The sequence below is a fragment of the Pseudomonas lini genome (assembly GCF_030812475.1).
Classification (GTDB): domain Bacteria; phylum Pseudomonadota; class Gammaproteobacteria; order Pseudomonadales; family Pseudomonadaceae; genus Aquipseudomonas; species Aquipseudomonas lini_A.
This window is the reverse complement of sequence record NZ_JAUSSR010000017.1, coordinates 44,466-70,986: the sequence shown is the minus strand read 5'-3', so window position 1 is coordinate 70,986 and position 26,521 is coordinate 44,466. Positions and strand designations below refer to the sequence as shown.

Sequence of the window (26,521 nt, the reverse complement as noted above, 5' to 3'; positions counted from 1 at the left end):
GGTTCTTGGTGGTTGAGTACATATCCGTTGCTGCGGTAATGGCCGCTTATGGTTTCGCCCTTACGGCGACTCACTTTTTTTTCAAACGCCAAAAAAAAGTAAGCAAAAAAAGGCTCGCCCCAAGCGTCCGGCCCCTCGCTAGGGCTCGGCGTTCCTTCGCTCCGGTGTCCATCCGGGGACACTGCCCTCCGGTCTGCTTCGCGACGACCTACATGCAGCGTGTTCGACTGCGTCGAACGGCGCTGCGCGCCACTCCCCGGATGAACACCTCCACTCAGCCTCCCGAAGGGGCGGGTGGATCAAGATCAAGCGCTGCAGGCGAGCTAACGCTCGGCCTGATGAGTGGTGAGAAGCGCCGGTGTACCCGAATCCCTGTAGGAGCGAGCTTGCTCGCGATGGTCGTGAACGATAATGCGTGTTTACTGGTTAAACGCGGCGCTCTTGAGTCCATCGCGAGCAGGCTCGCTCATACATTTCCTTTGTTGACCGGCATTGAGGCTTGCCCGCGACGGCGGCGTGCCATCCAATCAGTCGTAAATAACTTTCTTCTTCCAATCCGCATCAGCCTCGGCGTCCTTCAGGCCTTCAGTCAGCTGATTCACTTCTCCATCAGCCGGCGCGTTGTTATCCATGACCTGGGCGTTGACCCGGCCCAGGAGTTTTTCCAGGTGTTCCAGTTGTCCGGAGTAGACCTTGGGGTCCTGCTGTTTGCGCAGGTACTGCACGCCGCGTTCGAATGCCAGGCGGGCTTGGCCCGGCTGGTTCTGTTGCAGGAAGTGCTGGCCGAGGTTGTTGAAGAATTCGATGTGCAGCAGCACCAGGAGATGGCGGACTTCGCGGATCCAGCGCTTGGCTTCGTTGGTTGGCAGGAAGCCATCATGTGCGGCGCGGGTGATCTGGCCGTGCAGGGCTTCGAGCAGGAAGCGTACGTCCTTGGCCTTGGCTTCGGTCACGACCGGTGCCGGCGGGTTATTGACCGGGATCGATTCGCCCTGGGCAACCAGAGCATTCAATTCGGCAATCCGTTCTTTCATTGCAGCGTCGGATTTTTCCAGGTTGAGCAGGCGCTGGCAGACGTTCAGCTCCAAACGGGTCAACAGCAATTTGAGTTCCGGTGTCATCAACTGACCGGGAAAAGTCTCGGTGATTTCGCCGCATCGACGCAGGCGATCGTTCAGTTCGATCCGGGTGCGGGCCTTTTCCAGCTTGTTGTTTTCCACCACATGGTTCATGTAGCCAATTGCAATCAATAGTGCGATCCCGGCTACGACGAGCAGGGTGATCATGAGTGGCGTCACCGGTAAGACCTCTTTATGGGGTTCGCGTGCGAGTGTAGTGGCTTGGCAGGGGAGCGCCTACGACCGCTCGACGGGGTGAATTGATTATCCTTATGCTGTATCGGCCGCTACCCGGCTTATTTAAGTAATAGTCGGGTAAGAGGCATATCGCCATCATCCAGGGCGTTAATGGACTATAGCGCTTTGCCGTCTGACTGTGCGTCAGAATTCAGACGCCAGACGCCGGTCACTGGAAAACCTGGATCGGTGTCTAAAAGCAGGGCGAAGTCATTGATTTAAATAAATTTATATCTGGGGGTTGACGACCTCTCAATCCATCCATAGAATGCGCGCCACTTACAGCGTAAAGCACACAGCGAAACGCGGTAGGGAGTGAATGTTGTACGTGTGTCCCCTTCGTCTAGTGGCCTAGGACACCGCCCTTTCACGGCGGTAACAGGGGTTCGAGTCCCCTAGGGGACGCCATTGCGGGAATAGCTCAGTTGGTAGAGCACGACCTTGCCAAGGTCGGGGTCGCGAGTTCGAGTCTCGTTTCCCGCTCCATTTTTAAACAGCGTTGCTTTCGGGCAAAGCTGAGTGAAACCAGAACCAAGTCTTCGGATGCGGGTCTGGGCACCGAAACACACACCATGTGTTCCGGGCAGCGTGTCCCCTTCGTCTAGTGGCCTAGGACACCGCCCTTTCACGGCGGTAACAGGGGTTCGAGTCCCCTAGGGGACGCCATTTGCGGGAATAGCTCAGTTGGTAGAGCACGACCTTGCCAAGGTCGGGGTCGCGAGTTCGAGTCTCGTTTCCCGCTCCAAATTCACAAAAACGCCGCTCATTGAGCGGCGTTTTTGTTTGTGCGCGATTTGTGTCCGTTGCAGCAACGAAGGCCTTCCAGTCAGACTGAGCGGGACATATACGTTGGGGCGCCGCACGATAGCGGCACTGCGCTCGAGCGTATCAGTCAGACAGCTGACGAAGAACGTCTCCAGCGCTTGAGGCTGACTTCATCTCGAATCTCGCAGCAGGCCCCGATGAGACGGTCGAGTTCCTCATCAGTGAGCCCGCAGTTCATGGAGAGTCGCATTAACGACCGGTTGAGCCCGGTCGCCGGGGCGCAGAAAACCGAGCCAAATATGCCTCTTGTCTGTAAGGCGTCCCGCAAGTGAAGGGTCAGTAATTCGGCTCCAGGTTCCAGCGCAATAATCTGTTCGGTTCCAGCGCTGACGTCATACCCCAACTGCGTGAATGCCGCTCTGGCGCGATGGGTAATCGCATGCAGCCGCCTGCGACGTTCATCGGCGTGTTGTAGAAAATCGGCAGCCTGTTCAAACCATGTCAATTCGTGATCCAGCAGGCTGGAGCTGAAAATGGCGGGGTAGGACTCCATGGCAAAGTAATCCTTGAAACTGTCGGGACAGGTAATCAGGCCCGCACGTCCGGCGAAAGCCTTGGCGAGGCTGACGGTTTGGAAATGGACCTTGTCGAATAATTGATTCTGCGCAACCAATCCCGCTCCATATGGCCCGTGGGTTCCGAGTGAATGGGATTCATCGACCACCAGCACGCATTGGTGTCGTTGAGCAACATCGGCGAAATCTGTGAGAGGACAAAGACTGCCATTGGTGCTGTAGATGGCATCGACTGCAATAACCCCTTGGCCATGTTTCTTTATCTGCCGCTCCGCATGAGCGGCATCGTTATGGGCAAATGCGATTGAGCGCGCATGAGCGGCGTGTGCTCCTTGCCAGAAGGACATGTGCGCGTGGATATCCAGATAGACGGGGGTATGCGGACCGGCGATCGCCTGCATCAGCCCCACATTCGCGGCCCAACCCGATTGACAGAGAATACTGTCTTGCGCACCGATAAATTGCGCCAGGCGTTGCTCTAACCTGGCGATGGGCGTGTCGCCCTGGAGAAAAACGGCAGACATCAGAAGTTGGTGCCTGGCCTGGAGGATCGCGCGGGCCTGGGCTTCGATCATCTGTCGCTCGTTTGCCAGGCACAGGTAGTCATTGCTCGACAGATGCAGCGCATCGGCGCCAGGCGATGCACCACGTAGCAGGTGCTGACCTGCCCATCGCTGCTGGACTCGTCCGATGGTATGGCTTTCGATGCGCGACTGAACAAAGTCAGGTAAGGGAGCGTTGACGATTTTTTGTGGGCGGCGGAGGTGCGGGCCAGGCATGGATTAACCCTTTTCAAGAGCGACCGGTTTGCAAACATCCTCTTGGTTGCACTAAACGCCAGGTAGATCTCATTGGCTACTGTCACAGTTGACAGTTTTTTGGAAAATTCGACAGATCACTGGTTATTTTGGGTCCGCCACTCGTTAAGCGGCGTTTTCCTGCAGGTTTTCTATTCGCAAGCGTCTTGTCTGTTCGCTCGAACGGTCTTCGCCTCACTTTTGCGATTTTCTGCAGCGAAAAGTGGCACGCTTGCACGGTGCAGGCAAGGTCCATGAAATCGCGCCGGTTTTTCGCCAGGCGCTTTGGCTGGCGCTGTTCATGGGGTTGTTGATGTTTGCTTTCTTGAGCGTGGTGCCGACTCTGCTCGCGCCCGCCGGCATCGCCGAAGAAATCATTCCAGGGGCCCAGGCGTTTTTGCGGGCGGTTCGTTGGGGAGTTCCGGCGCTGACGCTGTATTTTTGCATGCGCTATTTATGTGAAGGCATGCACTGGATGCGGCCGACCATGGTGTTGGGTCTTGGTGGTCTTCTGATCCTGGCGCCAACAGGTTATGTACTGGCCAATGGCAAGCTGGGATTCCCTGAGCTGGGCGCACAAGGATTGGGCATCGCATCCGCGGTGATGATGTGGTGTCAGGCGCTGTTTTTCGCAATTTACCTGTGGCGTGGGTCGCGATTGGCGCATCTGTGTCTGTTCGATCGCTTTGAGCTTCCGCGTCGAGCGGGTATCGGTGATCTGCTCAAAACCGGGATGCCGATCGGCATTGCCATTCTGATGCAAGGCAGTCTGTTCATTGTCACCTCGCTGTTGATCGGGCGGCTGGGCTCGACTTATCTGGCTGCGCATCAGATTGCAGTCAACCTGGCGCAGTTGTGTTTCATGATTCCGGTCGCCGTGGCAGAGGCTACAACCGTTCGGGTGGGTCATGCCTTGGGATGCGGGGATCAGGCAGGCGTCCGGCGTGCTGCCTGGGCGGGGTGCGTGATTGTTGTGTTCGCTCAGAGCATCATGGTGCTGATATTACTGATCGGGCGCGACGCGATCGCGAGTATTTATAGCCGCGATATCGCCGTTACAGTGCTGGCTTCGACACTGCTGCTGTATAGCGCGGCGTTACAACTGCCTGATGGCTTGCAGATGCTTTCAGCAGGCGCGCTGCGAGGGTTGCAGGACACTCGAGTGCCGATGTGGCTGGCTATTTTCTGTTATTGGGGAGTCGGTGTACCGCTGGGGGCAGGTTTGGCGTTTGGGTTGGGCTGGGGCCCTCAAGGCATCTGGGTAGGGCTGATCACGGCCTTGACGCTGGCGACCCTGTTGATGGGTTGGCGTTTCATGTTCAGTAGCCGGATCAGGTCGCCGGTCACTTGCTGAAGCGAGAAGGCTCGCGATAGCGAGCCTCCTCCTGTTCCTGCAAGGGTTACCAGGACAACATCAAACGTCCGGCGAACAGGATCAGGACCACCCCCATCGTCCGCTCGAACCAGTGTCCCATGCGCAGAAACAGCAACCGCACCCGGGCGCTGGAAAAAAACAGCGCGACGATGACAAACCATAAGGCATTGACGAAACACATCCAGACCCCATACAACGCCTGAACCTCGAGCGGTGTCGTGGCGCTGATGAGGCTGGTGAAGATCGCCAGGAAAAACAGCGTGGCCTTGGGGTTGGTGGCGTTGGTCAGGAAGCCTGTGGTGAACGCCTTGAGCAGTGTTTGCTCCGTCATCGGTGGGTCCGTGCCTTTGTCGCCTTCCAGTACGGTCTTGGGTTTGCTGCGCACCAGGCTGACGCCCAGGTACAGAATGTAGACACCGCCCACCACCTTGGCCACCGTCAACAGCCAGGGCGTGGTGTTCATCAATGCGCCGACGCCGAGCAGGGTGTAGAGCACGTGCACGGAAATACCCGCGCCGATGCCCAGCGCTGTGCAAATCCCGACCAGGCGGCCGAAACGCACGCTTTGACGGATGGTGACCGCGAAGTCCGGTCCGGGTGCGACCACGGCGAGGAAGTGGATGATCGCCAGCGCCAGAAACTCGCCCATGTAATTGGAAAACATCTCAACTCCAGAAAGTTAGGGGTGAAGCATTGCCGCGATAGCCGACAAAGAACGAAAGGCTCAAGCGCGGGTCTGCCACACCTGGTGTCACCGAGTGCATGCGGCGCGAGTTGAACATGATGAAGTCGCCGGGTTCGGGGCGAATCTCCAGAGCTGCAGGCCCAAGCAGGGCCGGGTCGATGCCGTAGCTGTCGCCGCGCATTTCGTCGAATTGGTCCGGGGAAATGTCGTCGTCCCACATCTGCAATGCGCCACCTTCGGTGGGCATGTTCAGGTAAACGTTGCAGGCGAATTGCGCTTCCAGGCTTCGGGCCTGGTAACTGTCCGGGGCATCCTTGGCGAAAATGTCGTGGTGGGCGAGGAAGCAGACGCCAGGCTTCACCACGCGGGACAGCCCGACATACATTTTGCGCCCGTAAAGATTTTCCAGGTGCGCCCCCGCTGGCCAGGATTCGTCGAGCATGCAGCGCAGGGTGTCGACCGGGGAAGAGTAGGGCGCACAGCGGTTGCGCAATTCCGCGATGTTGCAGGTGGCGCGGGCGAAATAATCCTCGATCAACAACGGCTGGTTTTCCGCTTCATAAAACGCCATGCCGATGCGACCGATGCTGGACGCGTTGATGTAACCCTCGAAGCCGGGGGCGAGGATCTTGTCGCCAAGCTGAATCGCCAGCGATCGGGGCAGCAAGCCTTTGACGCGAATGGCGAGGACCTCTTCGTTGGCCAGTTTTTTTATGCACGTCTCATCGAGACGCTCGACGTCAAGCATCATGGTTTCAGGTCCATCTATCAGAGAGGCAACGGAGCCTGCGAATGCAAGCTGCCTCGGCGTCACGCGATGCCGGGTTAGGCATCGTCAACTTGCTCAGTTCACATCGTAGTGAACCGAAAGCGTTCCTTTCTTGTGCGAAACGGCAGTGATCGAGACCACGCCCAGATCCTTCAGGCTACGTACATGGGTGCCGCCGCAACCGTAGGCGGGCAGTTCACCGAACCCGATTTCCCTGGCGCCTTCGCGCAATGATGTCAGGCGTGGCAGGTCGTGGGCGATCCATTGCTCGGTGCCGTTCTGAACAGTTTGGGCATCAACATCCTGTGCCGAATCTTCCGGTTTGAACTGCACTCGACCTTCGCCTGGCCAGTGATGCGCCTTGATCGGTATCCAGCCCATGGCCTGAACAACGTGTCCGATCAGATGGCCGGCGGAGTGCATGCGCGTATTGAACTGGCGACGCTGTTCGTCGACCCGGATCTGGGTCATGCCGGGTTTTACCTGGCGATCGACGAAATGGATGATTCGGTCCGGATCCTGAACCACTCGCAACACCTGGCTTTCGCCAATCCAGCCGGTGTCGAAGGGTTGCCCGCCACCCTGAGGATGAAACAGCGTGGCGCGCAGTACCACCGCAAATTCGTTCTCGCAGGGCGTGCAATCCAGCACTTCCACGTCGGCCTTGAGATCATCACTATGGAAAAACAGGCGAAGCGTCATAGTCCATGACCTTATCAAAGTTTCTGTTTTTCATTATATGGAGAGCGGATTTGCGTGATAATCCGTTCAAACATCAAAGGACTGTTGTGCTGTGAGCATAAATCTTCCACTGCCGCTGCTGGGTGAAATGGCGATTTTCGTCAAGGTCGTCGAGACCGGCAGTTTCTCCGAGGCGGCTCGCCAGCTGGGTTCTTCACCCTCGGCAATCAGTCGCAGCATTTCGCGACTGGAGAAGGCCCTCGCCACCCGCTTGCTGCAACGCACCACCCGTAAACTGCGGCTGAGCGACGGTGGCGAGGAAGTGTTCAAGCGTTGCCAGGACATGGTCAGCGCAGCCAAGTCGGTGATGGAAATCAGCGGCCAGTTCACCCACGAAGCGGAAGGGCTGGTGCGCGTCAGTGTGCCGAAAGCGGTGGGGCGGTTCGTGATTCATCCGCATATGCCGGAATTTTTGCGGCGTTATCCCAAAGTCGATGTGGAGTTGTTGCTCGAGGACCGTCAGGTAGACTTGATCGACGACAACGTCGACCTGGCGATTCGCATTACCGACCGGCCACCCGCCGGCCTGGTGGGACGGCAACTGCTGACCATCGACCATTTGCTCTGCGCGACGCCGCAGTACCTGGCCGAACATGGCACGCCGTCCCATCCCCACGACTTGCTCGATCACAGTTGCATCTACCTGGGCGAAACCCCGAGCGATGCACGGTGGAAATTCAAGAAGGGCACCAAGGCGGTGACCGTCGGTGTACGAGGGCGGTATGCGGCCAATCACACCGGTGTGCGATTGGGGGCGGTGTTGCAGCACATCGGGATTGGTAGCCTGCCGTATTTCACTGCGCGTCATGCGCTGGAGCAGGGACTCATCGTGCAGGTGTTGCCGGACTGGACCTTCCTCGCGTCCTACCATGGCGGCGCCTGGCTGCTGCATTCGCCGACCCGTTATCTGCCGCCCAAGCTTCGGGTGTTGATCGACTATCTGGTGGAGTGCCTGGGGAAGGAGCCGACCTTGAGCAAGCCGGTCAAGCCCGGGAAAGTCGCGGCGGAGTATGAGCTACCTGAAAGTGATGGGTTGCTTTGACGGACCTCTTCGCGGGCAAGCCCGCTCCCACAGTGATTTGTGTGAGGCCAGAGATCGTAGCTTCACCACAAAAACCTGTGGGAGCGGGCTTGCCCGCGAAGGCGTCCGCCCAGACACCGCAGTCGGTAATGACAAAAAAGGCCCGCATGTTCAACCATGCGGGCCTTCTGCATTTCTGATCAGCAATCAGTGCTTGCTCGCGTCGTTCGACATCGCCAGCAGCTGTTTTTCCTGGTTCCAGTCGAAGGGTTCGTCATTCTGTTCGGCTTCGAAACGACGCTCTTCCAGTGCCTGGTACAGGTCGATCTCATCGTCGGGCATGTAGTGCAGGCAGTCACCGGCGAAGTACCACAGCAGGTCGCGCGGGACCAGGTGGGCGATTTGCGGATAGCGGGTGATCACTTGGCACAGAATGTCCTGGCCCAGGTATTGGCTTTCGATCGGATCGACCGGCAGCAACGCGCGCAGTTCGTCGAAGCGCTCCAGGAACAAGGCATGGCTTTCTTCGGGCACCTGTTCGGCCTCACCTACGGCGACCAGGATGCTGCGCAGGTGGTCGAGCAAGACAAGATGATCGGCAACGACATTGGACACGAGATAAGTCCTCAAGAGCAAAACGGGCGCGGGAGTATAAAGCGCCCGCGCTCTTTTTTACATGGTGTACGGGATCAGCGGACCTTTCCTTTGGCCAGCGCCAGTTCCTCTTTGTCGAAATCATCGACATCGATCACCTTGCGTCGCGCGGCTTCGGCATCACGCAGGGATTGCGCCTCCCCGGGCTGCAGTACGCCAGCTTCCAGCGCCGCATCGATGACGGGTTCGCCGACCGCTGGTTTGACCTGGCCGCTTTTGAGGCCGGCATGCAGTTTTTTCTGCGAGGGCTGTGCCGCGTTCAACAGATTGCAGGCGTGTTGCAGGGCGCCGACGGCGTCATCGGCCGATTGTGGACGATAGCAACCGCCGAGCAACTCTTCGAGGGTCGGATCGCCCTTGACCCGGCCAATCACCGCCGCGACTTCTGCGCCGAGCTTGTCCGAGGGACCCTTGTGACGACGACCCAGCGGGAACACGATTACCCGCAGCAGGCAACCCAATACCCTGTTGGGGAAGTTGCTCAGCAGTTCATCGAGTGCACGCTCCGACTGACCCAGGCTTTCTTCCATGGCCCAGGTGAACAGCGGTGCCATATGGTCCGGTGAGTCGAGGTCGTGGTAACGCTTGAGCGCGGCGGAAGCGAGGTACATGTTGCTGAGTACGTCCCCCAGGCGCGCCGACAAGCGTTCGCGGCGTTTCAGCTCACCGCCCAGCAACATCATGCTCAGGTCGGCGAGCATGGCAAACGCCGCGGCCTGGCGATTGAGAGCGCGGAAGTAGCCTTGGCTGAGCCTGTTGCCCGGCGCATGTTCGAAATGCCCGAGGCCGAGGTTCAGCACCAGAGTGCTGGCGGCGTTGCCCACGGCAAAACCGATGTGCTTGAGCAGCAGGCCATCGAACTCGGTAAGTGCCTGGTCCTTGTCTTCGCGACCGGCGAGGGCCATTTCCTTGAGTACGAAAGGGTGGCAGCGAATCGCGCCCTGGCCGAAGATCATCAGGTTGCGCGAGAGAATGTTCGCGCCCTCCACGGTGATGAAGATCGGCGCGCCATTCCAGCTGCGACCCAGATAGTTGTTCGGCCCCATGATGATCGCCTTGCCGCCGTGCACGTCCATGGCGTGGCTGATGCACTCGCGACCGCGTTCGGTGAGGTGATACTTGAGAATCGCCGACAGCACCGACGGTTTCTCGCCCAGGTCTACCGCGTTGGCGGTCAGCATCCGCGCCGCGTCCATCATCCAGGCATTGCCGCCGATGCGTGCCATGGCTTCCTGAATACCCTCGAAAGCCGACAGCGGAACGTTGAACTGCTCGCGAATCTGCGCATATTGGCCCGTCACCAGGCTGGTGAACTTGGCCGCGCCGGTACCGACCGCAGGCAGGGAAATCGAACGCCCGACCGACAGGCAGTTCATCAGCATCATCCAGCCTTTGCCAAGCATTTCCTGGCCGCCGATGAGGAAGTCCAGCGGAATGAACACGTCCTTGCCCGAGTTCGGGCCGTTCATGAACGAAGCACCCAGCGGCAAGTGACGGCGGCCGATTTCGACACCGGCTGTATCGGTGGGTACCAGCGCCAGGCTGATGCCCAGGTCTTCCTCGTCCCCCAACAGGTGGTCCGGGTCGTAGGCTTTGAACGCCAGGCCGAGCAGAGTGGCTACCGGCCCCAGCGTGATGTAGCGCTTTTCCCAGTTCAGGCGCAGGCCGAGGGTTTCCTGGCCTTCCCATTGTCCTTTGCAGATCACCCCGGTGTCGGGCATCGCGCCAGCGTCGGAGCCGGCCAGGGGACCGGTCAAGGCGAAACAGGGGATGTCGTCACCCCGTGCCAGTCGTGGCAGGTAGTGGTTGCGTTGTTCATCGGTGCCAAAATGCAGCAACAGTTCGGCCGGGCCCAGGGAATTGGGGACCATCACCGTGGAGGCGAGGTCGCCGCTGTGGGTTGCCAGCTTCATCGCCACTTGCGAGTGGGCATAGGCGGAAAACCCTTTGCCCCCGAACTCCTTGGGGATGATCAGGGCGAAGAAGCCGTTTTCCTTGATGTGGGCCCAGGCTTCTGGCGGCAGGTCCATGTCTTGCCCGATCTGCCAGTCGCTGACCATGGCGCACAGCTCTTCGGTGGGGCCGTCGATGAAGGCCTGTTCTTCTTCGCTCAGTTGCGCTTTGGGGTAGGACAACAACTTGTCCCAGTCCGGACGACCGCTGAACAGCTCACCGTCCCACCACACCGTGCCGGCGTCGATGGCATCGCGTTCGGTTGGCGACATAGGCGGCAGGGTTTTCTGGAACCAGTTGAACATCGGCGCACTGAAATATTTGCGGCGCAGGTCGGGCAGCAATAGCGGGGCCGCGGCGGCAGCGAGCAACACCCAGAAAATCAGCAGCAACCAACCCGGGGCGCGGCTGAAAAGGCCCATCGCCAACAGGTAGACCGCAACGATGCCCATGGCCGGCAGCGGGGCGACGCGGCGGTGAGCCAGATAAGCTATCCCGACAACCAGAACCAGTATCCACAACAGCAGCATATTTAATCCTCCGTGAAACCAAGGCAAAACCAGCCTTCAGAGCTTAGACGGCATCCGTAAAACAGGATGGTCAGAGCGATGTGATTGAAATCGTGGGAAACGGTGTTGAATTTTGTAGGACCGATGGTTGGCAGGCCCTGAAAAATCATTCATGGAGCAAGCGACAAAGCGCTCAAGTTTGGCCGAAACGTCGTTATCTCTGTGCTGAACCTGTCGCTAGACTCGTGGCTTCATCAGGAGAATGTCCTCATGCACGAGTATCTGAGTCCCGGCCGCTTCATCGATAGTGACCATCCGTCGGTGGTGGAGTTCGCCGAAAAACATCGGGGCAGCAGTCGAGACCCGCTCGAGCAGGCGATCAAACTCAGCAACTGCCGGTGCTGTTGGGTGAGATGCAGCGCGATTTGAGCCGCGCCTGATCCGGCGTATGCTGCCTGCGCATTCATCCATAAAGAGGCGGTCATGCTGAAGATCTGGGGTCGGAAAAATTCATCGAATGTCAGAAAACCGTTGTGGGCCGCCGAGGAGCTGGGCCTGGCCTATGAAGCCATCGATGCCGGCGGCGCCTTTGGCGTAGTCGATACGCCACAATACCGCGCGATGAATCCCAATGGGCGCGTGCCGGTGATCGAAGACGACGGTTTTGTGTTGTGGGAATCCAACACCATCGTGCGCTACCTGCTGGCCCGCCATGCCAACGGTACGACCTGGTACCCGGAGAATCCGCAGTCCCGCGCTGCCGCCGAAAAGTGGATGGACTGGACCACTTCGAGTTTTGCCGGTCCGTTCCGCACGGTATTCTGGGGCGTTTTGCGCACGCCGGCGGACAAGCAGGACTGGCCCGCCATCAAGGCTGCGATCAAGGAATGTGACGATCTGCTGTCGATGGCCGATCAAGCGCTGGCGGCCCAGGCTTATCTGTCGGGCGATGAAATCGGGATGGGCGACATTCCCCTCGGCAGTTTCATTTATGCCTGGTTCGAGATGCCGATCGAGCGTGCGCCGCAGCCTCATGTAGAAGCCTGGTACGCACGACTGAAGCAGCGTCCGGCCTATCGGAAAGCCGTCATGACCGCGTTGACTTAATACTCACTATCGACACGCTTGACTGTACTTGTGTGGCGGCGACAAGCACCATTGCGTCCATGTGCTGCGGTTGCAATGCTCGCCGCCCACCCTTATTTATTCCTTTCTTCCCTTCCTGGTGCGTAAATCCGATATGAGTTCCGCTCTGTCCATCCGGCAGCTAACCAAAACCTACGGCAACGGTTTCCAGGCCTTGAGTGGTATCGATCTGGACGTTGCCGAAGGTGATTTCTTCGCATTGCTTGGCCCTAACGGGGCCGGCAAATCCACGACCATCGGCATTCTCTCGACCCTGGTGAACAAGACCAGCGGCACGGTGAATATCTTCGGCAACGATCTGGACAAGAATCCTGCGCAGCTCAAGCGCTCCATCGGCGTCGTGCCGCAGGAATTCAACTTCAACCAGTTCGAAAAGACGTTCGATATCGTCGTGACCCAGGCCGGTTACTACGGCATCCCGCCGAAAATCGCCAAGGAGCGGGCCGAGCAATATCTGACCCAGCTCGGCCTGTGGGACAAGCGCGATGTGCCATCCCGCTCGCTGTCTGGCGGCATGAAGCGCCGGCTGATGATCGCCCGCGCGCTGGTGCATGAACCGCGCCTGCTGATCCTCGATGAACCGACGGCGGGAGTGGATATCGAACTGCGTCGCTCGATGTGGACCTTCCTCACCGAGCTGAACAAGAAAGGCATCACCATCATCCTCACCACCCACTACCTGGAAGAGGCTGAGCAGTTGTGCCGCAACATCGGCATCATCGATCACGGCACCATCGTCGAGAACACCAGCATGAAGCAGTTGCTCGGCCAACTGCATGTTGAAACCTTCTTGCTCGACATCAAAAACGATCTGAAAGTGGCGCCGCAGTTGCTCGGCTACGCCACCAGGTTGCTCGACAGTCACACCCTGGAAGTCCAGGTGGACAAGACCATGGGCATTACGGCGCTGTTTACCCAATTAGCGCTGCAGAACATCGAAGTGCTGAGCCTGCGTAACAAAACCAATCGCCTCGAGGAGTTGTTCGTGTCCTTGGTGGAGAAAAATCTGTCGAAGGTGGCGGTATGAATTCCGAGCTGCAACCCAATCTCGTTGCCCTCAATACCATCGTTTATCGTGAGATCAAACGCTTCACCCGGATCTGGCCGCAGACCTTGCTGCCGCCGGCCATTACCATGGTTCTGTACTTCGTGATCTTCGGCAACCTGATCGGTCGGCAGATAGGTGACATGGGTGGCTTCACTTATATGGAGTACATCGTGCCGGGGCTGATCATGATGTCGGTGATCACCAACTCCTACGGCAATGTGGTCTCGAGTTTCTTCGGCAGCAAATTCCAGCGTTCCATCGAGGAATTGATGGTGTCGCCGGTGTCGCCGCACACGATTCTGATCGGCTACACCCTGGGTGGCGTGCTGCGCGGGTTGATGGTCGGGCTCATCGTGACGCTGCTGTCGTTGTTCTTCACCCAGTTGCAGGTGCATCACCTGGGGGTGACCATTCTGGTGGTGGTGCTGACGGCGACCATCTTTTCGCTGCTGGGCTTCATCAACGCGGTGTTCGCGCGCAACTTCGATGATATCTCGATCATCCCGACCTTCGTGCTGACACCGCTGACGTACCTGGGCGGGGTGTTTTACTCGATCAGTTTGCTGCCGCCGTTCTGGCAAACCGTGTCCCTGGCCAACCCGGTGCTGCACATGGTCAACGCCTTCCGTTACGGGATTCTGGGCGTTTCGGATATCCGCATCAGCGTGGCGGTTACCTTCATGCTGGTGGCGACCGTGGTGTTGTATATCGGCTGTGCGCGGTTGCTGGTGAGTGGGCGCGGGATGCGCACGTAAGGGATACCGAGTCGACTGCTTCGCGAGCAGGCTCGCTCCCACAGGGATCTGTGTCGATCACAAATAATGTGGGCAACTCCAATCCACTGTGGGAGCGAGACCGGCTTGCCGGCGAAGGCGTCACCCCAGACACCATAAAAAAACGGCCTCCCCAAAAAGGAGGCCGTTTTGCATTCACCGCATCCGCTTTTTCTTGCGCCGCGCCCATTGCCGACTCACCCACCAGCGCCAATACATCATCACCAGGCAATAAGCCAAGGCCCCGAGTACCAGCCCCACCACCACCGATCCCAGCAAAAATGGCTGCCACAACGTCGAGAGTTGGCCGCTGATCCACTCCCAGGTCAATTCATCCGGCAAATGCCGGGCAGGGACATCCATCAACCAGGCACCGGTCTGGTACGTACAGAAGAACACGGCCGGCATGGTGATCGGATTGGTCAGCCAGACCAGACTGACGGCGATCGGCATGTTGCCGCGCACGATGATGGCGAGGATGGCGGCCACCAGCATTTGCAAGGGGATCGGCAGAAAAGCCGCGAACAGACCCACTGCCATGGCCCGGGCGACGGAGTGTCGGTTGAGGTGCCAAAGGTTCGGGTCATGCAGCAAAGTGCCGAGAAAGCGTAAGGACTTGTGTTCCCTGATGCTCGTCGGGTCTGGCATGTAACGTTTGAATAAGCGCCGGGGCATAAGGCTTCTCGGTCGGTTAAGGCGGCAAGTATGTCTGGATTCCATGAACCGCCCATTCAGACTTTGTGACAATTGATAACCGCGCTCGTGCGATAAGCCGGCTATGCCTAGGGATGGAACTCTCAAGGACGGGCTTATGCGCATAGGGATGATGGCGCTGGCGCTGGGTCTGCTGACCCTGCGTTTTTTACCAATACTACCGCCGGTCTGGTTTTGGCTGTCGTTGCCGGTTGCGGCTTTGATGATGTTGCCGTTCAGGACTTATCCATTGGCATTTTTCCTGTTCGGCTTCAGTTGGACGTGTGCGAATGCGCAATGGGCGCTGGATGATCGCCTGCCCGTCAATCTGGATGGCCAAACCCGTTGGGTGGAAGGAAGGGTGGTGGGACTGCCGCAGAATGGTGGGGCGGTCGTGCGTTTCGAACTGGCAGACGCCCGCTCGCGACGCGAGGCCGTCCCGCCATTGTTGCGCCTGGCCTGGTACGGCGGGCCGCCGGTCAACAGCGGTGAACAGTGGCGACTGGCAGTGAAGTTGAAACGCCCCGCCGGGCTGCTCAATCCCCATGCCTTCGATTATGACGCCTGGCTGCTGGCGCAACGCATCGGCGCCACCGGGACGGTCAAGGATGGTATCCGTCTGAAGGAGGCCCGGTGGGCCTGGCGCGACGGCATCCGCCAACGCTTGCAGGCGGTGGATGCCCAAGGCCGAACGGGCGCGCTGACGGCCCTGGTGCTGGGGGATGGCGCCGGGCTCAGTCGTGAGGATTGGCAGGTGTTGCAAGACACCGGCACCGTGCATTTGCTGGTGATTTCCGGGCAGCACATCGGCTTGCTGGCGGGGCTGGTGTACCTGCTGATCGCCGGTCTGGCCCGTTATGGCCTGTGGCCGGGCCGTCTGCCCTGGCTGCCATGGGCGTGCGGCCTGGCCTTCACCGCAGCGCTCGGTTATGGGTTGTTGGCCGGCTTCGACGTGCCGGTGCGGCGGGCCTGCGTGATGATCGGTCTGGTGCTGTTGTGGCGGCTGCGCTTTCGTCACCTCGGAGCCTGGTGGCCGTTGTTGCTGGCGCTCAACGCCGTTCTGCTGCTGGATCCGCTGGCGAGTCTGCAACAGGGCTTCTGGTTGTCTTTCGCAGCGGTGGCCGTGCTGATCTTCATTTTCGGCGGCCGCCTGGGTCCCTGGCGCTGGTGGCAGTCCTGGACTCGCGCCCAGTGGCTGATCGCGATCGGTTTGGGCCCGATATTGCTGGTACTGGGATTGCCGATCAGCTTAAGCGGGCCCCTGGTCAATCTGCTGGCCGTGCCCTGGATCAGTCTGGTGGTGCTGCCGCCTGCCTTGCTGGGGACGCTGATGTTGCCCATCCCTTATGTGGGCGAAGGGTTGCTGTGGGTGTCGGGTGGCTTGATCGATCTGCTGTTCAGGGGCCTGGCTCTGATGGCCGGGCGTTTTCCCGCGTGGATGCCAGCGGCGGTACCCTGGTGGACAGGAGCCTTGGGCGCACTCGGTGCCTTGTTTCTATTAATGCCTCGAGGGGTGCCCCTTCGCCCGTTGGGTTGGCCGCTGCTGTTATTGCTGGTATTTCCACCCCGGCAGCTGTTACCGGAGGGCACGGCCGAAATCTGGCAACTGGACGTCGGCCAGGGGCTGGCCATTCTGGTGCGTACCCGTCATCACACGCTGTTGTACGACGCCGGGCCGCGTTTCGGTGATAACGACCTCGGCGAACGTGTGGTACTGCCGACGTTGCGCAAACTGGGCGTGAGCGGCCTCGACCTGATGCTGATCAGCCACGCCCATGCCGATCACGCCGGCGGGGCGCAGGCCGTCGCCAAAGGGTTGCCGGTGACGCGCGTACTCAGCGGCGAACCCTTGGAGTTGCCCGCCGAGCTGCAAGCCGAGGCCTGCGAGAGCGGCCGGCAATGGACCTGGGACGGCGTGCAGTTCGCGCTCTGGCAATGGGCGCAGGCCCGCGAAAGCAATCCAAAATCCTGCGTGTTGCAGATCGAAGCCAACGGCGAGCGGTTGCTGCTGACCGGCGACATCGACACCGCGGCCGAGCGGGCCCTGCTCGACAGTCCCCTGGCGGTGACCACCGATTGGCTGCAGTCGCCGCACCATGGCAGTCGCAGTTCATCTTCGCCGGCGCTGCTGGCCGCGTTGCAACCTGCGGCGGCGCTGATTTCCCGTGGGCAGGGCAATGCGTTCGGTCATCCCCATCCCACGGTCATCGCGCGTTACAGACAGCGTGGCATGGCGATTCATGATAGCGCCGAACAGGGTGCCATCCGTCTGCAACTGGGACAATTCAAGCCGGCCTGGACAATGCGTCAGGAACGGCGTTTCTGGCGGCCTGCACCCTGATCGCGGGTGAACGAAGCCAACCGGAGGCGACATCCCGGCCTTCGGTGCGCCCACCCCCTATGTTAGAGTGGCGCACTTTTTCGAGGGGACTGACACTGTGTGGGAATTGGTCAAATCCGGCGGCTGGATGATGCTGCCGATCATTCTGAGTTCCATCGCGGCCATGGCGATCGTTGCCGAGCGTCTCTGGACCCTGCGCGCCAGCCGTGTGACCCCGGAGCATTTGCTCGGGCAGGTCTGGGTCTGGATCAAGGACAAGCAACTCAATAAAGAGAAACTCAAGGAATTGCGCGCCAATTCGCCGTTGGGTGAAATCCTGGCGGCCGGACTGGCCAACTCCAAACATGGTCGCGAGATCATGAAGGAGTGCATCGAAGAGGCCGCCGCGCGGGTCATTCACGAACTCGAACGCTACATCAACGCCCTGGGCACCATCGCCGCCATGGCCCCTTTGCTGGGCTTGCTCGGTACGGTGCTGGGCATGATCGACATCTTCAGTGCGTTCATGGGCTCGGGCATGGGTACCAACGCTGCCGTGCTGGCCGGCGGTATTTCCAAGGCACTGATCACCACCGCCGCGGGCTTGATGGTCGGCATTCCGGCTGTGTTCTTCCACCGCTTCCTGCAACGCCGGATCGATGAGCTGGTGGTAGGCATGGAGCAGGAAGCGATCAAGCTGGTCGAGGTTGTGCAGGGTGATCGTGACGTGGACCTGTCCGAGGGCAAAAAAGCGTGAAATTCCGCCGCAAGCAACGGGAGAATGTGGACATCAACCTCGCGTCGCTGATCGACGTGGTGTTTATCCTGCTGCTGTTTTTCGTCGTGACCACCACCTTTACCCGTGAAACCCAGTTACGCGTCGATCTGCCGGAAGCGGTCAGCGGCGCGCCTGCCGAAGACCGACAGGTCAAGCAGCTGGATGTCGCCATCAGCGCCGAAGGGGTGTTCTCGCTGAACAATCAGGTACTGCCCAAGAATGACCTGGCGACCCTGATGGACGCGCTGCAGAAAGAATCCAGCGGTGACACCACGCTGCCACTGTCCATCAGCGCCGACGGCAAGACCCAGCACCAGGCTGTCATCACCGCCATGGACGCCGCCGGCAAACTCGGCTTCAGTCACCTGCGCATGACCACTGTCGAGGCGGCGCCGCCCGCACCCTGATGGCCATGTCCGATCGCTTGCTCGCCGCGTGGTACCAGGGTCATCCGGCCCTGAAGCTGTTGCAGCCGCTGGAGTGGTTGTATCGGCGCGTGGTCGACAACAAGCGCAAGCGCTTCCTGGCGGGTGAGGGCGAGATCTATCAGCCGCCGGTGCCGCTGATCGTGGTCGGTAACATCACCGTCGGCGGCACTGGCAAGACGCCCTTGATCCTGTGGATGATCCAGCACTGCCAGCGCAGCGGATTGCGGGTGGGCGTGGTCAGCCGCGGTTATGGCGCCAAACCGCCACACCTGCCGTGGCGGGTCGAAGCCGAGCAGGGTGCCGAAATCGCCGGGGATGAGCCTTTGTTGATCGTCCAGCGCACCGGCGTACCCTTGATGATCGATCCCGACCGCAGCCGCGCGGTCAAAGCCTTGCTGGCGAATGAACCGCTGGACCTGATCCTGTCCGACGACGGCATGCAGCATTATCGCCTGGCCCGCGACCTGGAACTGGTGCTGATCGACGCCGCACGCGGCCTTGGCAATAAACGCTGCCTGCCGGCCGGACCATTGCGCGAGCCGGCCGAGCGCCTGCAAAGCGTCGACGCGGTGCTGTACAACGGTGCCGCCGCCGACCGCGACGGCGGTTTTGCCTTTCAGCTGCAGCCCACCGCGCTGGTTAACCTGCACAGCGGCGAACGGCGTTCCCTCGACCACTTTCCCGCCGGCCAGGCCCTGCACGCGGTGGCGGGGATCGGCAATCCGCAGCGTTTCTTCACGACCCTCGAAACGCTACACTGGCAGCCAGTCCCCCACGCGTTTGCCGACCACGCCGAATACAGCGTCCAGGCCTTGAAATTCACCCCGTCGTTGCCGTTGGTGATGACTGAAAAGGACGCGGTGAAGTGCCGTGCCTTCGCCGCCGCCGATTGGTGGTACCTGGCGGTCGATGCTGCGCCATCACCGGCCTTCGTGGCCTGGTTCGATACGCAGCTGATGCGCCTGTTGCCGGCCCGACTTTTGCCTTGAAACCGATTTTATCCAGGGAATGCACATGGACACCAAATTGCTCGACATCCTCGCTTGCCCGGTCTGCAAAGGCCCACTCAAGCTCAGCGCCGACAAAACCGAGCTGATCAGCAAGGGTGCCGGCCTGGCCTACCCGATCCGCGACGGCATCCCGGTGATGCTCGAAACCGAAGCCCGCACCCTGACCACCGACGAGCGCCTGGATAAATGACCACAGCCTTTACCGTTGTCATTCCGTCGCGTTACGCCTCGACCCGTTTGCCGGGCAAACCGCTGCTGCTGATCGCCGGCAAGCCGATGATCCAGCACGTCTGGGAACAGGCCAGCAAGAGCAGCGCCGAGCGCGTGGTGGTGGCCACTGACGATGCGCGCATCGTCGAGGCTTGCCAGGGGTTTGGCGCCGAAGTGGTGCTGACCCGTGAAGATCACAACTCCGGCACTGACCGTCTGGCCGAGGTCGCGACGAAGCTGGGCCTGGCGCCGGACGCGATCGTGGTCAACGTCCAGGGTGACGAACCGCTGATCCCGCCAAGCGTGATCGATCAGGTCGCCGCCAACCTCGCCGCCCACACCGAAGCGCGCATGGCCACCCTGGCCGAGCCGATCGTAGACGTGCAAACCCTGTTCAACCCCAACGTGGTCAAGGTCGTCAGCGACCTCAACGGCCTGGCGCTGACGTTCAGTCGTGCCACTTTGCCATGGGCCCGGGATGCCTTCGCCAAGAGCCTCGAGCAATTGCCGGAAGGCGTGCCGTATCGCCGCCACATCGGCATTTATGCCTACCGCGCCGGTTTCCTGCATGACTTTGTCAGCTGGGGCCCGTGCTGGCTGGAAAACACTGAATCCCTGGAACAGCTGCGAGCCCTGTGGCATGGCGTGCGGATTCACGTCGCCGATGCCATGATTGCACCGCCCACCGGCGTCGACACCGTTGAAGACCTCGAGCGCGTTCGTCGCCTGTTGGAGGCCTGATGCGGGTCCTGTTCGTGTGTCTGGGCAATATCTGCCGTTCCCCCACGGCGGAAGGCGTGCTGCGGCATAAGCTGCGCGAAGCGGGGCTGGCCGATCACATCGAAGTCGCCTCCGCGGGCACCGGTGACTGGCACGTCGGCAAGGCGCCGGACCAGCGCAGCCAGGCCGCGGCCAGGTTACGCGGCTACGACCTGTCCGCGCAGCGCGCCCAGCAAGTCACCCGTGCCGATTTCGCCGCCTACGACCTGATCCTGGCAATGGACAACAGCAACCTGCGCAACCTCAAGGCCCTGCAACCGGCCAAGAGCAAGGCCGAGCTGGACCTGTTCCTGCGTCGCTACGAGTCGGAAGTCGACGAAGTCCCCGATCCGTATTACGACGGCGACCAGGGCTTTGAGCAAGTGCTCGACTTGATCGAGTGCGCCAGTGATCGGCTGGTGATCGAGTTGAAGGGGCGGTTATGAGTTTGCAAGTACTGCCCCAGGTGTCGCTCAAACCGTTCAACACCTTCGGCGTGGACGTTCAAGCCCGGTTGTTCGCCGAGGCCCACAGCGACGCCGACGTGCGCGAAGCCTTGGCCTATGCGGCGCAACATCAGGTGCCGTTGCTGGTAATCGGCGGCGGCAGCAACCTGCTGCTCACCGCCGATATCCAGTCGCTGGTGCTGCGCATGGCCACCCGCGGGATTCGCATCCTGAGCGATGACGGCAGCCAGGTCGTGATCGAAGCCGAGGCCGGCGAGCCTTGGCATCCGTTCGTGCAACACACCCTGGCCCAAGGGTTGTCGGGGCTGGAGAACCTCAGCCTGATTCCCGGCACCGTCGGCGCGGCACCGATGCAGAACATCGGCGCCTACGGTGTGGAGATCAAGGACGTGTTCGCCGGCCTGACCGCGCTGGATCGCCAGACCGGCCACCTGCGGGACTTCAGCCTGGAAGAATGCAACTTCGCCTATCGCGACAGCCTGTTCAAGCAGGAACCGGGGCGTTGGTTGATCCTTCGGGTGCGTTTCCTCCTCGACCGCGCCGCGCACCTGCATCTGGAATACGGCCCGGTGCGTCAGCGCCTGACCGAGCAGGGCATCGATCATCCTACGGCCACCGATGTCAGCCAGGCGATCTGCAGCATCCGCAACGAAAAGCTGCCGGACCCGGCGGTGCTCGGCAATGCCGGCAGTTTCTTCAAAAACCCCCTGGTGCCCGCCGCGCTCGTGGCGCAGCTGAAGGATGAATTCCCGGACCTGGTGGCCTACGCGCAACCCGATGGGCAAATGAAACTGGCGGCGGGCTGGCTGATCGAGCGCGCGGGATGGAAAGGTTTCCGCGAGGCCGACGCCGGCGTGCATAAACTGCAGGCGCTGGTGCTGGTCAACTACGGCAACGCCACCGGCCTGCAATTGCTGCATCTGGCGCAGCGTATCCAGAAAGACATTTGCGAGCGCTTCCACGTTGACCTGGAAATGGAGCCCAATCGTTATTGAGGCTAAGCTTCAATGGATGATTCCCAAGCCCTGCCCACTTTCAACTGTGCAGGGCTTTTTTGTTAATGCTGGGTTAACTTAGCCACCTAACGATGCAAACGTTTGCTCCACCAAAGGCCCGATGCGGACACTGCCGTGCGCATAAGAGAGCCCCTTTAGCCTGAGCCGATCTGCGTGATGCCAACCGCCCACCCCAGGCGGCAGATTGCTCGACCCCATAACCGATAACTATGCGGGCGTGCCCATGATTACCCTGAAGCTCAACGGTCAAGACCATCAACTCGACGTCACTGAGGATATGCCGCTGTTGTGGGCTATTCGCGATGTGGCCGGTTACAACGGCACCAAATTCGGCTGCGGCATGGGCCTGTGCGGCGCCTGCACCATTCATATCGAAGGCGCTCCGGCGCGCAGTTGCATCACGCCGATCGGCTCGGTGGTCGGCCAGAACGTCACCACCATCGAAAACCTGCATGCCGACCCGGTCGGCCAGGTCGTCCAGCAAGCGTGGCTCGACACCGCCGTGGCCCAATGCGGTTTCTGCCAGGGCGGGCAGATCATGTCCGCCACAGCGTTGCTCAAGATTCATCCGACCCCCAGCGACGAACAGATCGAAGAGGCGATGGTCGGCAACATTTGCCGTTGCGGTACTTACAACCGCATCAAGACCGCCATCCGCCAGGCATCCACTCACCTGAAGGAGGCCAAGGCATGAGCCGGTTACCCGATGATTTCGCCCTGAGCAACTTCAGTCGCCGTGGTTTTCTCAAAGGTGTCGGTGCCACCAGCGCCCTGGTGCTGGTGGCCAGCTGGGGCTGGCAGGACGCGTTCGCTGCCGAAGAACAGAAGAAATTCGGCGCCGACGGCATGCCCCACGGCTGGATCGATGATCCGAAGGTGTACATCAGCATCGCGGATGACGGCACGGTGACCGTGGTTTGCAACCGCTCGGAAATGGGGCAGGGGGTGCGCACCAGCCTGACCATGGTGGTGGCCGATGAGCTGGAAGCCGACTGGGCGATGATGAAGGTGCAACAGGCACCGGGCGACGAAGTACGCTTCGGCAACCAGGACACCGACGGTTCGCGCAGCATGCGCCACTGGTACGAGCCGATGCGTCGCTGCGGCGCGGCCGCACGGACCATGCTCGAACAGGCGGCCGCGCAGCAATGGAAGGTGCCGGTCAGCGAGTGCCGGGCGCAGCTGCATAAAGTGATTCACCAGCCAACCGGTCGCGAACTGGGGTACGGCGCCCTGGCCGCCGCTGCCGGAGCGCTGGCGGTGCCGGCCCGTGACAGCCTGCGGCTCAAGCAACCGTCGGAATTTCGCTACATCGGCAAGGAAGGCAGCAAGGCTATCGACGGTGACGACATCGTCAACGGTCGCGCGGTCTACGGCGCCGATGCGCATTTCGAGGGCATGCTCTACGCCACCATTGCCCGACCTGCGGTGTATGGCGGCAAGGTCAAATCCTTCGACGCCAGCGCGGCGATGAAAGTCCCCGGTGTGATCAAGGTCATTCAGATCGAAGATCGGCCGCTGCCGCTGGAGTTTCAACCGCTGGGCGGCGTGGCGGTGGTCGCCAGCAATACCTGGGCGGCGATCAAGGGGCGCGATGCGCTGAAAATCGAGTGGGATGACGGCCCTCACGCCAGTTACGACTCGATCGCCTACCGCAAGGAACTGGAAGCCGCGTCCCTCAAGCCCGGCAAAGTGGTGCGCAATACCGGCAACATCGAAGAGGCCATGGGCAGCGCCGACGGTACCCTGGAAGCGTCCTACTACCTGCCGCACCTGACTCAGGCACCGATGGAGCCGATGGTCGCCATCGCGCGCTTCAAGGACGGCGTGTGTGAAGCCTGGGCACCGAGCCAGGCGCCGCAAGTCACCCGTGAACGCATTGGCGAACGCCTGGGCATTCCCTTCGAAAAGGTCACCTTCAACGTGACATTGTTGGGCGGCGGTTTCGGCCGCAAGTCCAAACCGGACTTCATCATCGAAGCGGCGATTCTCGCCAAGGAATTCCCCGGCAAGGCGGTACGGGTGCAATGGACCCGTGAAGACGACATCCATTGTTCCTATTTCCATACGGTGTCGGCCGAATACCTGAAGGCGAGCCTGAGCAAGGACGGCCTGCCGTCCGCCTGGCTGCACCGCACCGTAGCGCCGAGCATCACGGCGCTGTTCGCGCCGGGGATGAATCACGAAGCGGCCTTCGAGTTGGGCATGGGCTTTACCAACATGGCGTACGCGATTCCCAACGTGCGCCTGGAAAATCCGGAAGCGGCGATCCACACCCGGGTCGGCTGGTACCGCTCGGTATCGAACATCCCCCACGGCTTTGCGATTCAGAGTTTTGTCGATGAGCTGGCGCACAAGGCCGGGCAGGACCCGCTCAAGTACCAGATCAAATTGCTCGGCCCGGACCGGCAGATCGATCCGCGCACACTGAGTGAAGAGTGGAACTACGGCGAATCGCCGGAGCGCTATCCGATCGACACCGGGCGGATGCGCACGGTGCTGGAAACCGCGGCCAAAGCCGCCGGTTGGGGCCGTGAATTGCCCAAGGGCCGGGGCCTGGGGCTGGCGGTGCACTACAGCTTCGTCACCTACGTGGCCGCGGTGATCGAGGTCGAAGTCAAAGACGACGGCACCTTGATCGTGCACAAGGCTGACATCGCCGTGGATTGCGGTCCGCAAATCAACCCGGAGCGGATTCGCTCGCAGTTCGAAGGCGCCTGCGTCATGGGCCTGGGCAACGCGGTGCTGGGCGAGATCAGCTTCAAGGATGGCAAGGTCCAGCAGGACAACTTCCATATGTACGAAGTGGCGCGCATGTCCCTGGCACCGAAGGACGTCGCGGTGCATCTGGTGACGCCGCCGGGCGATGTACCGTTGGGCGGGGTCGGCGAACCGGGCGTGCCGCCGATTGCGCCGGCGCTGTGCAACGCGATCTTCGCCGCAACCGGCAAGCGCATCCGCGATCTGCCGGTGCGTTATCAGCTGCAGGGTTGGCAGAAGGCTGAGGCCTGATGGACAGCGTCGATCTGAACGTATTGCGCAGCGTGCTGCAGTGGCGTCGCGCCGGTCAGCGGGTGGTGTTGTACAGCGTGGTCCAGACCTGGGGCACCGCGCCCCGGGCCCCTGGGGCCATGCTGGCTTTGCGTGAAGACGGGGTGGTGATCGGCTCGGTGTCGGGAGGCTGTGTCGAAGACGATCTGATCGCCCGGCTGCACGACGGACGGATTCCGGCCGATGGGCCGCCGGTGCAACTGATCACCTATGGTGTCACCCGTGAGGAAGCCGCGCGATTCGGTTTGCCCTGCGGCGGCACCTTGCGTCTGACCGAAGAGCGAGTCGCGGATCCGGCCTGGGTGGCCGATTTGCTGACACGTTGCGAGGCCCACGAAATCGTGGCGCGGGTGTTGGATCTCGCGACCGGTGAAGTGATCTTGCAACCGGCCAGCAAGACCGACGCGCTGACGTTCGACGGCAAGACCTTGCGCGCCATCTATGGTCCGCGCTGGCGGTTGTTGTTGATCGGTGCGGGGCAATTGTCCCGGTACGTCGCCGAGATGGCGCGGCTGCTGGATTTCGAAGTGCTGATCTGCGATCCACGCACCGAGTTCGTCTACGGCTGGGAAGAACAGCACGGGCGCTTCGTATCGGGTATGCCGGATGAAGCGGTGCTGAACATCCAGACCGACGAACGCACTGCCATCGTTGCCCTGACCCACGATCCTCGACTGGACGACATGGCGCTGCTCACGGCCCTGGACTCCAAGGCTTTTTATGTCGGTGCATTGGGTTCCCGGGTCAACAGCCAGAAACGCCGGAATAACCTGGCTCAGCTAGGCTTGTCTCAACAAGCTATCGAGCGCCTGCATGGCCCGATCGGTTTGCACATCGGCAGCCATACCCCGGCGGAAATCGCCTTGTCGCTGCTGGCGGAAATTGTCGCGATCAAGAACGGTATCGAGTTGAAACAGAAGAGGCCCTTGCAGGAGGACGTATGAGCGAACCCATCGGCGTGATCGTGCTGGCGGCGGGGCAGGGCAGGCGTTTCCGCGAGGTGGCGGGTGCCGGGAAGGACAAGTTGTTGGCGGACTGCACCGGGCGTGATGGCGCGGTTCATTCGGTGATCGAGCAGGTGTTGGTGAATTTACCCGCCAGCCTTGAAAAGCGCGTCCTGGTGACGACCGTCGATCGCCCGCAGGTGAGTCGCATGGCCAAGGCTTATGGGTGCGAGATAGTGCTGGTCGAATCCACCGGCCTGGGTGACAGCATTGCGGCCGGGGTGACGGCGTGTTCGCAGCTCGGTGGCTGGTTGATTGTGTTGGGGGATATGCCGTTTATTCTGCCGTCGAGCATTGAGCGGGTGGTGGCGGGGATTGCTGATGATTCTGTCTGTGTGCCGGTGCATGAAGGCCAGTATGGGCATCCGGTGGGTTTCGGGCGCACGTTCGGGTCGGGGTTGATGGCGTTAATGGGTGATCATGGCGCGAAACCGTTGTTTGCCCAGGCGCGGGTGGTTGAGATGGCGGTGGATGATCCCGGGGTGTTGTGGGATGTGGATGTGCCTGAGGCGTTGGTCTTTAAGTAGGCCTGGCGCCGCTCCCACACTGGTTCTCGGATGTTCAACGACATAAAAAAAGCCCCGCCTGGATCACCAGGCGGGGCTTTTTAATGGCCGAT

25 protein-coding genes, 4 tRNA genes and 1 pseudogene are annotated in these 26,521 nt (G+C 60.6%); 22 read left to right on the top strand and 8 right to left on the bottom strand.

The window, feature by feature from the left end; all coding sequences use genetic code 11:
- Positions 1 to 527: 527 nt before the first annotated feature.
- On the bottom strand, positions 528 to 1,286 hold the full coding sequence (locus J2W17_RS27000; protein ID WP_307341983.1) for a hypothetical protein: 759 nt from the start codon (positions 1,284 to 1,286) through the stop codon (positions 528 to 530).
- 401 nt (positions 1,287 to 1,687) lie between these two features.
- On the opposite strand from J2W17_RS27000, the gene J2W17_RS26995 reads away from it, so the two are divergent.
- The 4 genes from J2W17_RS26995 (at position 1,688) to J2W17_RS26980 (ending at position 2,100) form a co-directional block, all read left to right on the top strand.
- Positions 1,688 to 1,763, top strand: a tRNA-Glu gene (locus tag J2W17_RS26995).
- A 2-nt stretch (positions 1,764 to 1,765) separates the two neighbouring features.
- Positions 1,766 to 1,841 (top strand) — tRNA-Gly (locus J2W17_RS26990).
- Between the two features lie 104 nt (positions 1,842 to 1,945).
- Positions 1,946 to 2,021: transfer RNA gene (locus J2W17_RS26985), tRNA-Glu, on the top strand.
- A gap of 3 nt (positions 2,022 to 2,024) precedes the next feature.
- A tRNA-Gly gene (locus J2W17_RS26980) sits at positions 2,025 to 2,100 on the top strand.
- A 147-nt stretch (positions 2,101 to 2,247) separates the two neighbouring features.
- Here the strand turns inward: J2W17_RS26980 and cqsA are convergent.
- Complete coding sequence (cqsA, locus tag J2W17_RS26975) at positions 2,248 to 3,474, bottom strand: alpha-hydroxyketone-type quorum-sensing autoinducer synthase (RefSeq protein ID WP_307341980.1); 1,227 nt, start codon at positions 3,472 to 3,474, stop codon at positions 2,248 to 2,250.
- Between the two features lie 241 nt (positions 3,475 to 3,715).
- Between cqsA and J2W17_RS26970 the strand changes: the two genes are divergently transcribed.
- A complete protein-coding gene (locus J2W17_RS26970; protein WP_307341977.1) occupies positions 3,716 to 4,846 on the top strand; it encodes an MATE family efflux transporter in 1,131 nt (376 codons plus the stop codon).
- 46 nt (positions 4,847 to 4,892) lie between these two features.
- On the opposite strand, the gene J2W17_RS26965 is transcribed toward J2W17_RS26970, so the two are convergent.
- The 3 genes from J2W17_RS26965 to J2W17_RS26955 all read right to left on the bottom strand — a co-directional run bounded on the left by J2W17_RS26965 (position 4,893) and on the right by J2W17_RS26955 (position 7,023).
- Positions 4,893 to 5,531, bottom strand: coding sequence for a LysE family translocator (locus J2W17_RS26965; protein WP_307341974.1), 639 nt, complete (start codon positions 5,529 to 5,531; stop codon positions 4,893 to 4,895).
- Between the two features lies 1 nt (position 5,532).
- On the bottom strand, positions 5,533 to 6,303 hold the full coding sequence (locus J2W17_RS26960) for a 2OG-Fe(II) oxygenase (RefSeq protein ID WP_307341971.1): 771 nt from the start codon (positions 6,301 to 6,303) through the stop codon (positions 5,533 to 5,535).
- Positions 6,304 to 6,396: 93 nt separating this feature from the next.
- The gene (locus tag J2W17_RS26955; protein ID WP_307341969.1) at positions 6,397 to 7,023 is read right to left on the bottom strand and encodes an alanyl-tRNA editing protein; all 627 of its coding nucleotides are present in this window, start codon (positions 7,021 to 7,023) and stop codon (positions 6,397 to 6,399) included.
- A 91-nt stretch (positions 7,024 to 7,114) separates the two neighbouring features.
- On the opposite strand from J2W17_RS26955, the gene J2W17_RS26950 reads away from it, so the two are divergent.
- Positions 7,115 to 8,104 (top strand): LysR family transcriptional regulator, encoded by a 990-nt coding sequence (locus tag J2W17_RS26950; RefSeq protein ID WP_307341967.1) that lies wholly within the window; start codon positions 7,115 to 7,117, stop codon positions 8,102 to 8,104.
- A 186-nt stretch (positions 8,105 to 8,290) separates the two neighbouring features.
- On the opposite strand, the gene J2W17_RS26945 is transcribed toward J2W17_RS26950, so the two are convergent.
- Both J2W17_RS26945 and J2W17_RS26940 read right to left on the bottom strand, forming a co-directional pair.
- On the bottom strand, positions 8,291 to 8,698 hold the full coding sequence (locus J2W17_RS26945; RefSeq protein WP_307341964.1) for a PA2817 family protein: 408 nt from the start codon (positions 8,696 to 8,698) through the stop codon (positions 8,291 to 8,293).
- 74 nt (positions 8,699 to 8,772) lie between these two features.
- A complete protein-coding gene (locus tag J2W17_RS26940) occupies positions 8,773 to 11,220 on the bottom strand; it encodes an acyl-CoA dehydrogenase (protein WP_307341961.1) in 2,448 nt (815 codons plus the stop codon).
- 249 nt (positions 11,221 to 11,469) lie between these two features.
- Between J2W17_RS26940 and J2W17_RS26935 the strand changes: the two are divergent.
- From J2W17_RS26935 to J2W17_RS26920, 4 genes and pseudogenes are all read left to right on the top strand, one after another.
- Positions 11,470 to 11,586 (top strand): annotated as a pseudogene (locus J2W17_RS26935) (cysteine protease); the annotation flags it as partial.
- Positions 11,587 to 11,682: 96 nt separating this feature from the next.
- Entirely contained in the window at positions 11,683 to 12,306 is a 624-nt protein-coding gene (locus tag J2W17_RS26930) for a glutathione S-transferase family protein (protein ID WP_307341957.1), read from the top strand.
- Between the two features lie 133 nt (positions 12,307 to 12,439).
- Entirely contained in the window at positions 12,440 to 13,372 is a 933-nt protein-coding gene (locus tag J2W17_RS26925) for an ABC transporter ATP-binding protein (RefSeq protein WP_307341955.1), read from the top strand.
- On the top strand, positions 13,369 to 14,148 hold the full coding sequence (locus tag J2W17_RS26920; RefSeq protein ID WP_307341952.1) for an ABC transporter permease: 780 nt from the start codon (positions 13,369 to 13,371) through the stop codon (positions 14,146 to 14,148). Before J2W17_RS26925 ends, J2W17_RS26920 begins: the two co-directional genes overlap by 4 nt.
- Positions 14,149 to 14,322: 174 nt before the next feature.
- Here the strand turns inward: J2W17_RS26920 and J2W17_RS26915 are convergent, their stop codons facing one another.
- A complete protein-coding gene (locus J2W17_RS26915) occupies positions 14,323 to 14,841 on the bottom strand; it encodes a DUF2062 domain-containing protein (protein ID WP_307341949.1) in 519 nt (172 codons plus the stop codon).
- 136 nt (positions 14,842 to 14,977) lie between these two features.
- Here J2W17_RS26915 and J2W17_RS26910 point away from each other — a divergent pair, with 136 nt between their 5' ends.
- The 12 genes from J2W17_RS26910 (at position 14,978) to J2W17_RS26855 (ending at position 26,429) form a co-directional block, all read left to right on the top strand.
- On the top strand, positions 14,978 to 17,200 hold the full coding sequence (locus tag J2W17_RS26910; RefSeq protein WP_307341946.1) for a DNA internalization-related competence protein ComEC/Rec2: 2,223 nt from the start codon (positions 14,978 to 14,980) through the stop codon (positions 17,198 to 17,200).
- A 97-nt stretch (positions 17,201 to 17,297) separates the two neighbouring features.
- Positions 17,298 to 17,936 (top strand): MotA/TolQ/ExbB proton channel family protein, encoded by a 639-nt coding sequence (locus J2W17_RS26905; RefSeq protein WP_064676332.1) that lies wholly within the window; start codon positions 17,298 to 17,300, stop codon positions 17,934 to 17,936.
- Complete coding sequence (locus J2W17_RS26900; RefSeq protein WP_064676333.1) at positions 17,933 to 18,364, top strand: ExbD/TolR family protein; 432 nt, start codon at positions 17,933 to 17,935, stop codon at positions 18,362 to 18,364. The genes J2W17_RS26905 and J2W17_RS26900 overlap by 4 nt, the downstream gene beginning before the upstream one ends.
- Positions 18,364 to 19,374: a tetraacyldisaccharide 4'-kinase gene (gene lpxK, locus J2W17_RS26895; protein WP_307341942.1), complete on the top strand. Its 1,011-nt coding sequence runs from the start codon at positions 18,364 to 18,366 to the stop codon at positions 19,372 to 19,374. Before J2W17_RS26900 ends, lpxK begins: the two co-directional genes overlap by 1 nt.
- A 25-nt stretch (positions 19,375 to 19,399) precedes the next feature.
- Positions 19,400 to 19,585 (top strand): Trm112 family protein, encoded by a 186-nt coding sequence (locus tag J2W17_RS26890; RefSeq protein WP_007945752.1) that lies wholly within the window; start codon positions 19,400 to 19,402, stop codon positions 19,583 to 19,585.
- Positions 19,582 to 20,346, top strand: coding sequence for a 3-deoxy-manno-octulosonate cytidylyltransferase (gene kdsB / locus J2W17_RS26885; protein WP_307341937.1), 765 nt, complete (start codon positions 19,582 to 19,584; stop codon positions 20,344 to 20,346). The genes J2W17_RS26890 and kdsB overlap by 4 nt, the downstream gene beginning before the upstream one ends.
- The gene (locus tag J2W17_RS26880; protein WP_307341934.1) at positions 20,346 to 20,810 is read left to right on the top strand and encodes a low molecular weight protein-tyrosine-phosphatase; all 465 of its coding nucleotides are present in this window, start codon (positions 20,346 to 20,348) and stop codon (positions 20,808 to 20,810) included. Before kdsB ends, J2W17_RS26880 begins: the two co-directional genes overlap by 1 nt.
- The gene (gene murB, locus J2W17_RS26875) at positions 20,807 to 21,826 is read left to right on the top strand and encodes a UDP-N-acetylmuramate dehydrogenase (RefSeq protein ID WP_307341931.1); all 1,020 of its coding nucleotides are present in this window, start codon (positions 20,807 to 20,809) and stop codon (positions 21,824 to 21,826) included. The genes J2W17_RS26880 and murB overlap by 4 nt, the downstream gene beginning before the upstream one ends.
- A gap of 244 nt (positions 21,827 to 22,070) precedes the next feature.
- Complete coding sequence (locus J2W17_RS26870; protein WP_307342163.1) at positions 22,071 to 22,541, top strand: (2Fe-2S)-binding protein; 471 nt, start codon at positions 22,071 to 22,073, stop codon at positions 22,539 to 22,541.
- Positions 22,538 to 24,859: a xanthine dehydrogenase family protein molybdopterin-binding subunit gene (locus J2W17_RS26865; protein ID WP_307341928.1), complete on the top strand. Its 2,322-nt coding sequence runs from the start codon at positions 22,538 to 22,540 to the stop codon at positions 24,857 to 24,859. Before J2W17_RS26870 ends, J2W17_RS26865 begins: the two co-directional genes overlap by 4 nt.
- Complete coding sequence (locus J2W17_RS26860) at positions 24,859 to 25,842, top strand: XdhC family protein (protein ID WP_307341925.1); 984 nt, start codon at positions 24,859 to 24,861, stop codon at positions 25,840 to 25,842. The genes J2W17_RS26865 and J2W17_RS26860 overlap by 1 nt, the downstream gene beginning before the upstream one ends.
- A complete protein-coding gene (locus J2W17_RS26855; protein WP_307341923.1) occupies positions 25,839 to 26,429 on the top strand; it encodes a nucleotidyltransferase family protein in 591 nt (196 codons plus the stop codon). Before J2W17_RS26860 ends, J2W17_RS26855 begins: the two co-directional genes overlap by 4 nt.
- The last annotated feature ends 92 nt before the right edge of the window (positions 26,430 to 26,521 follow it).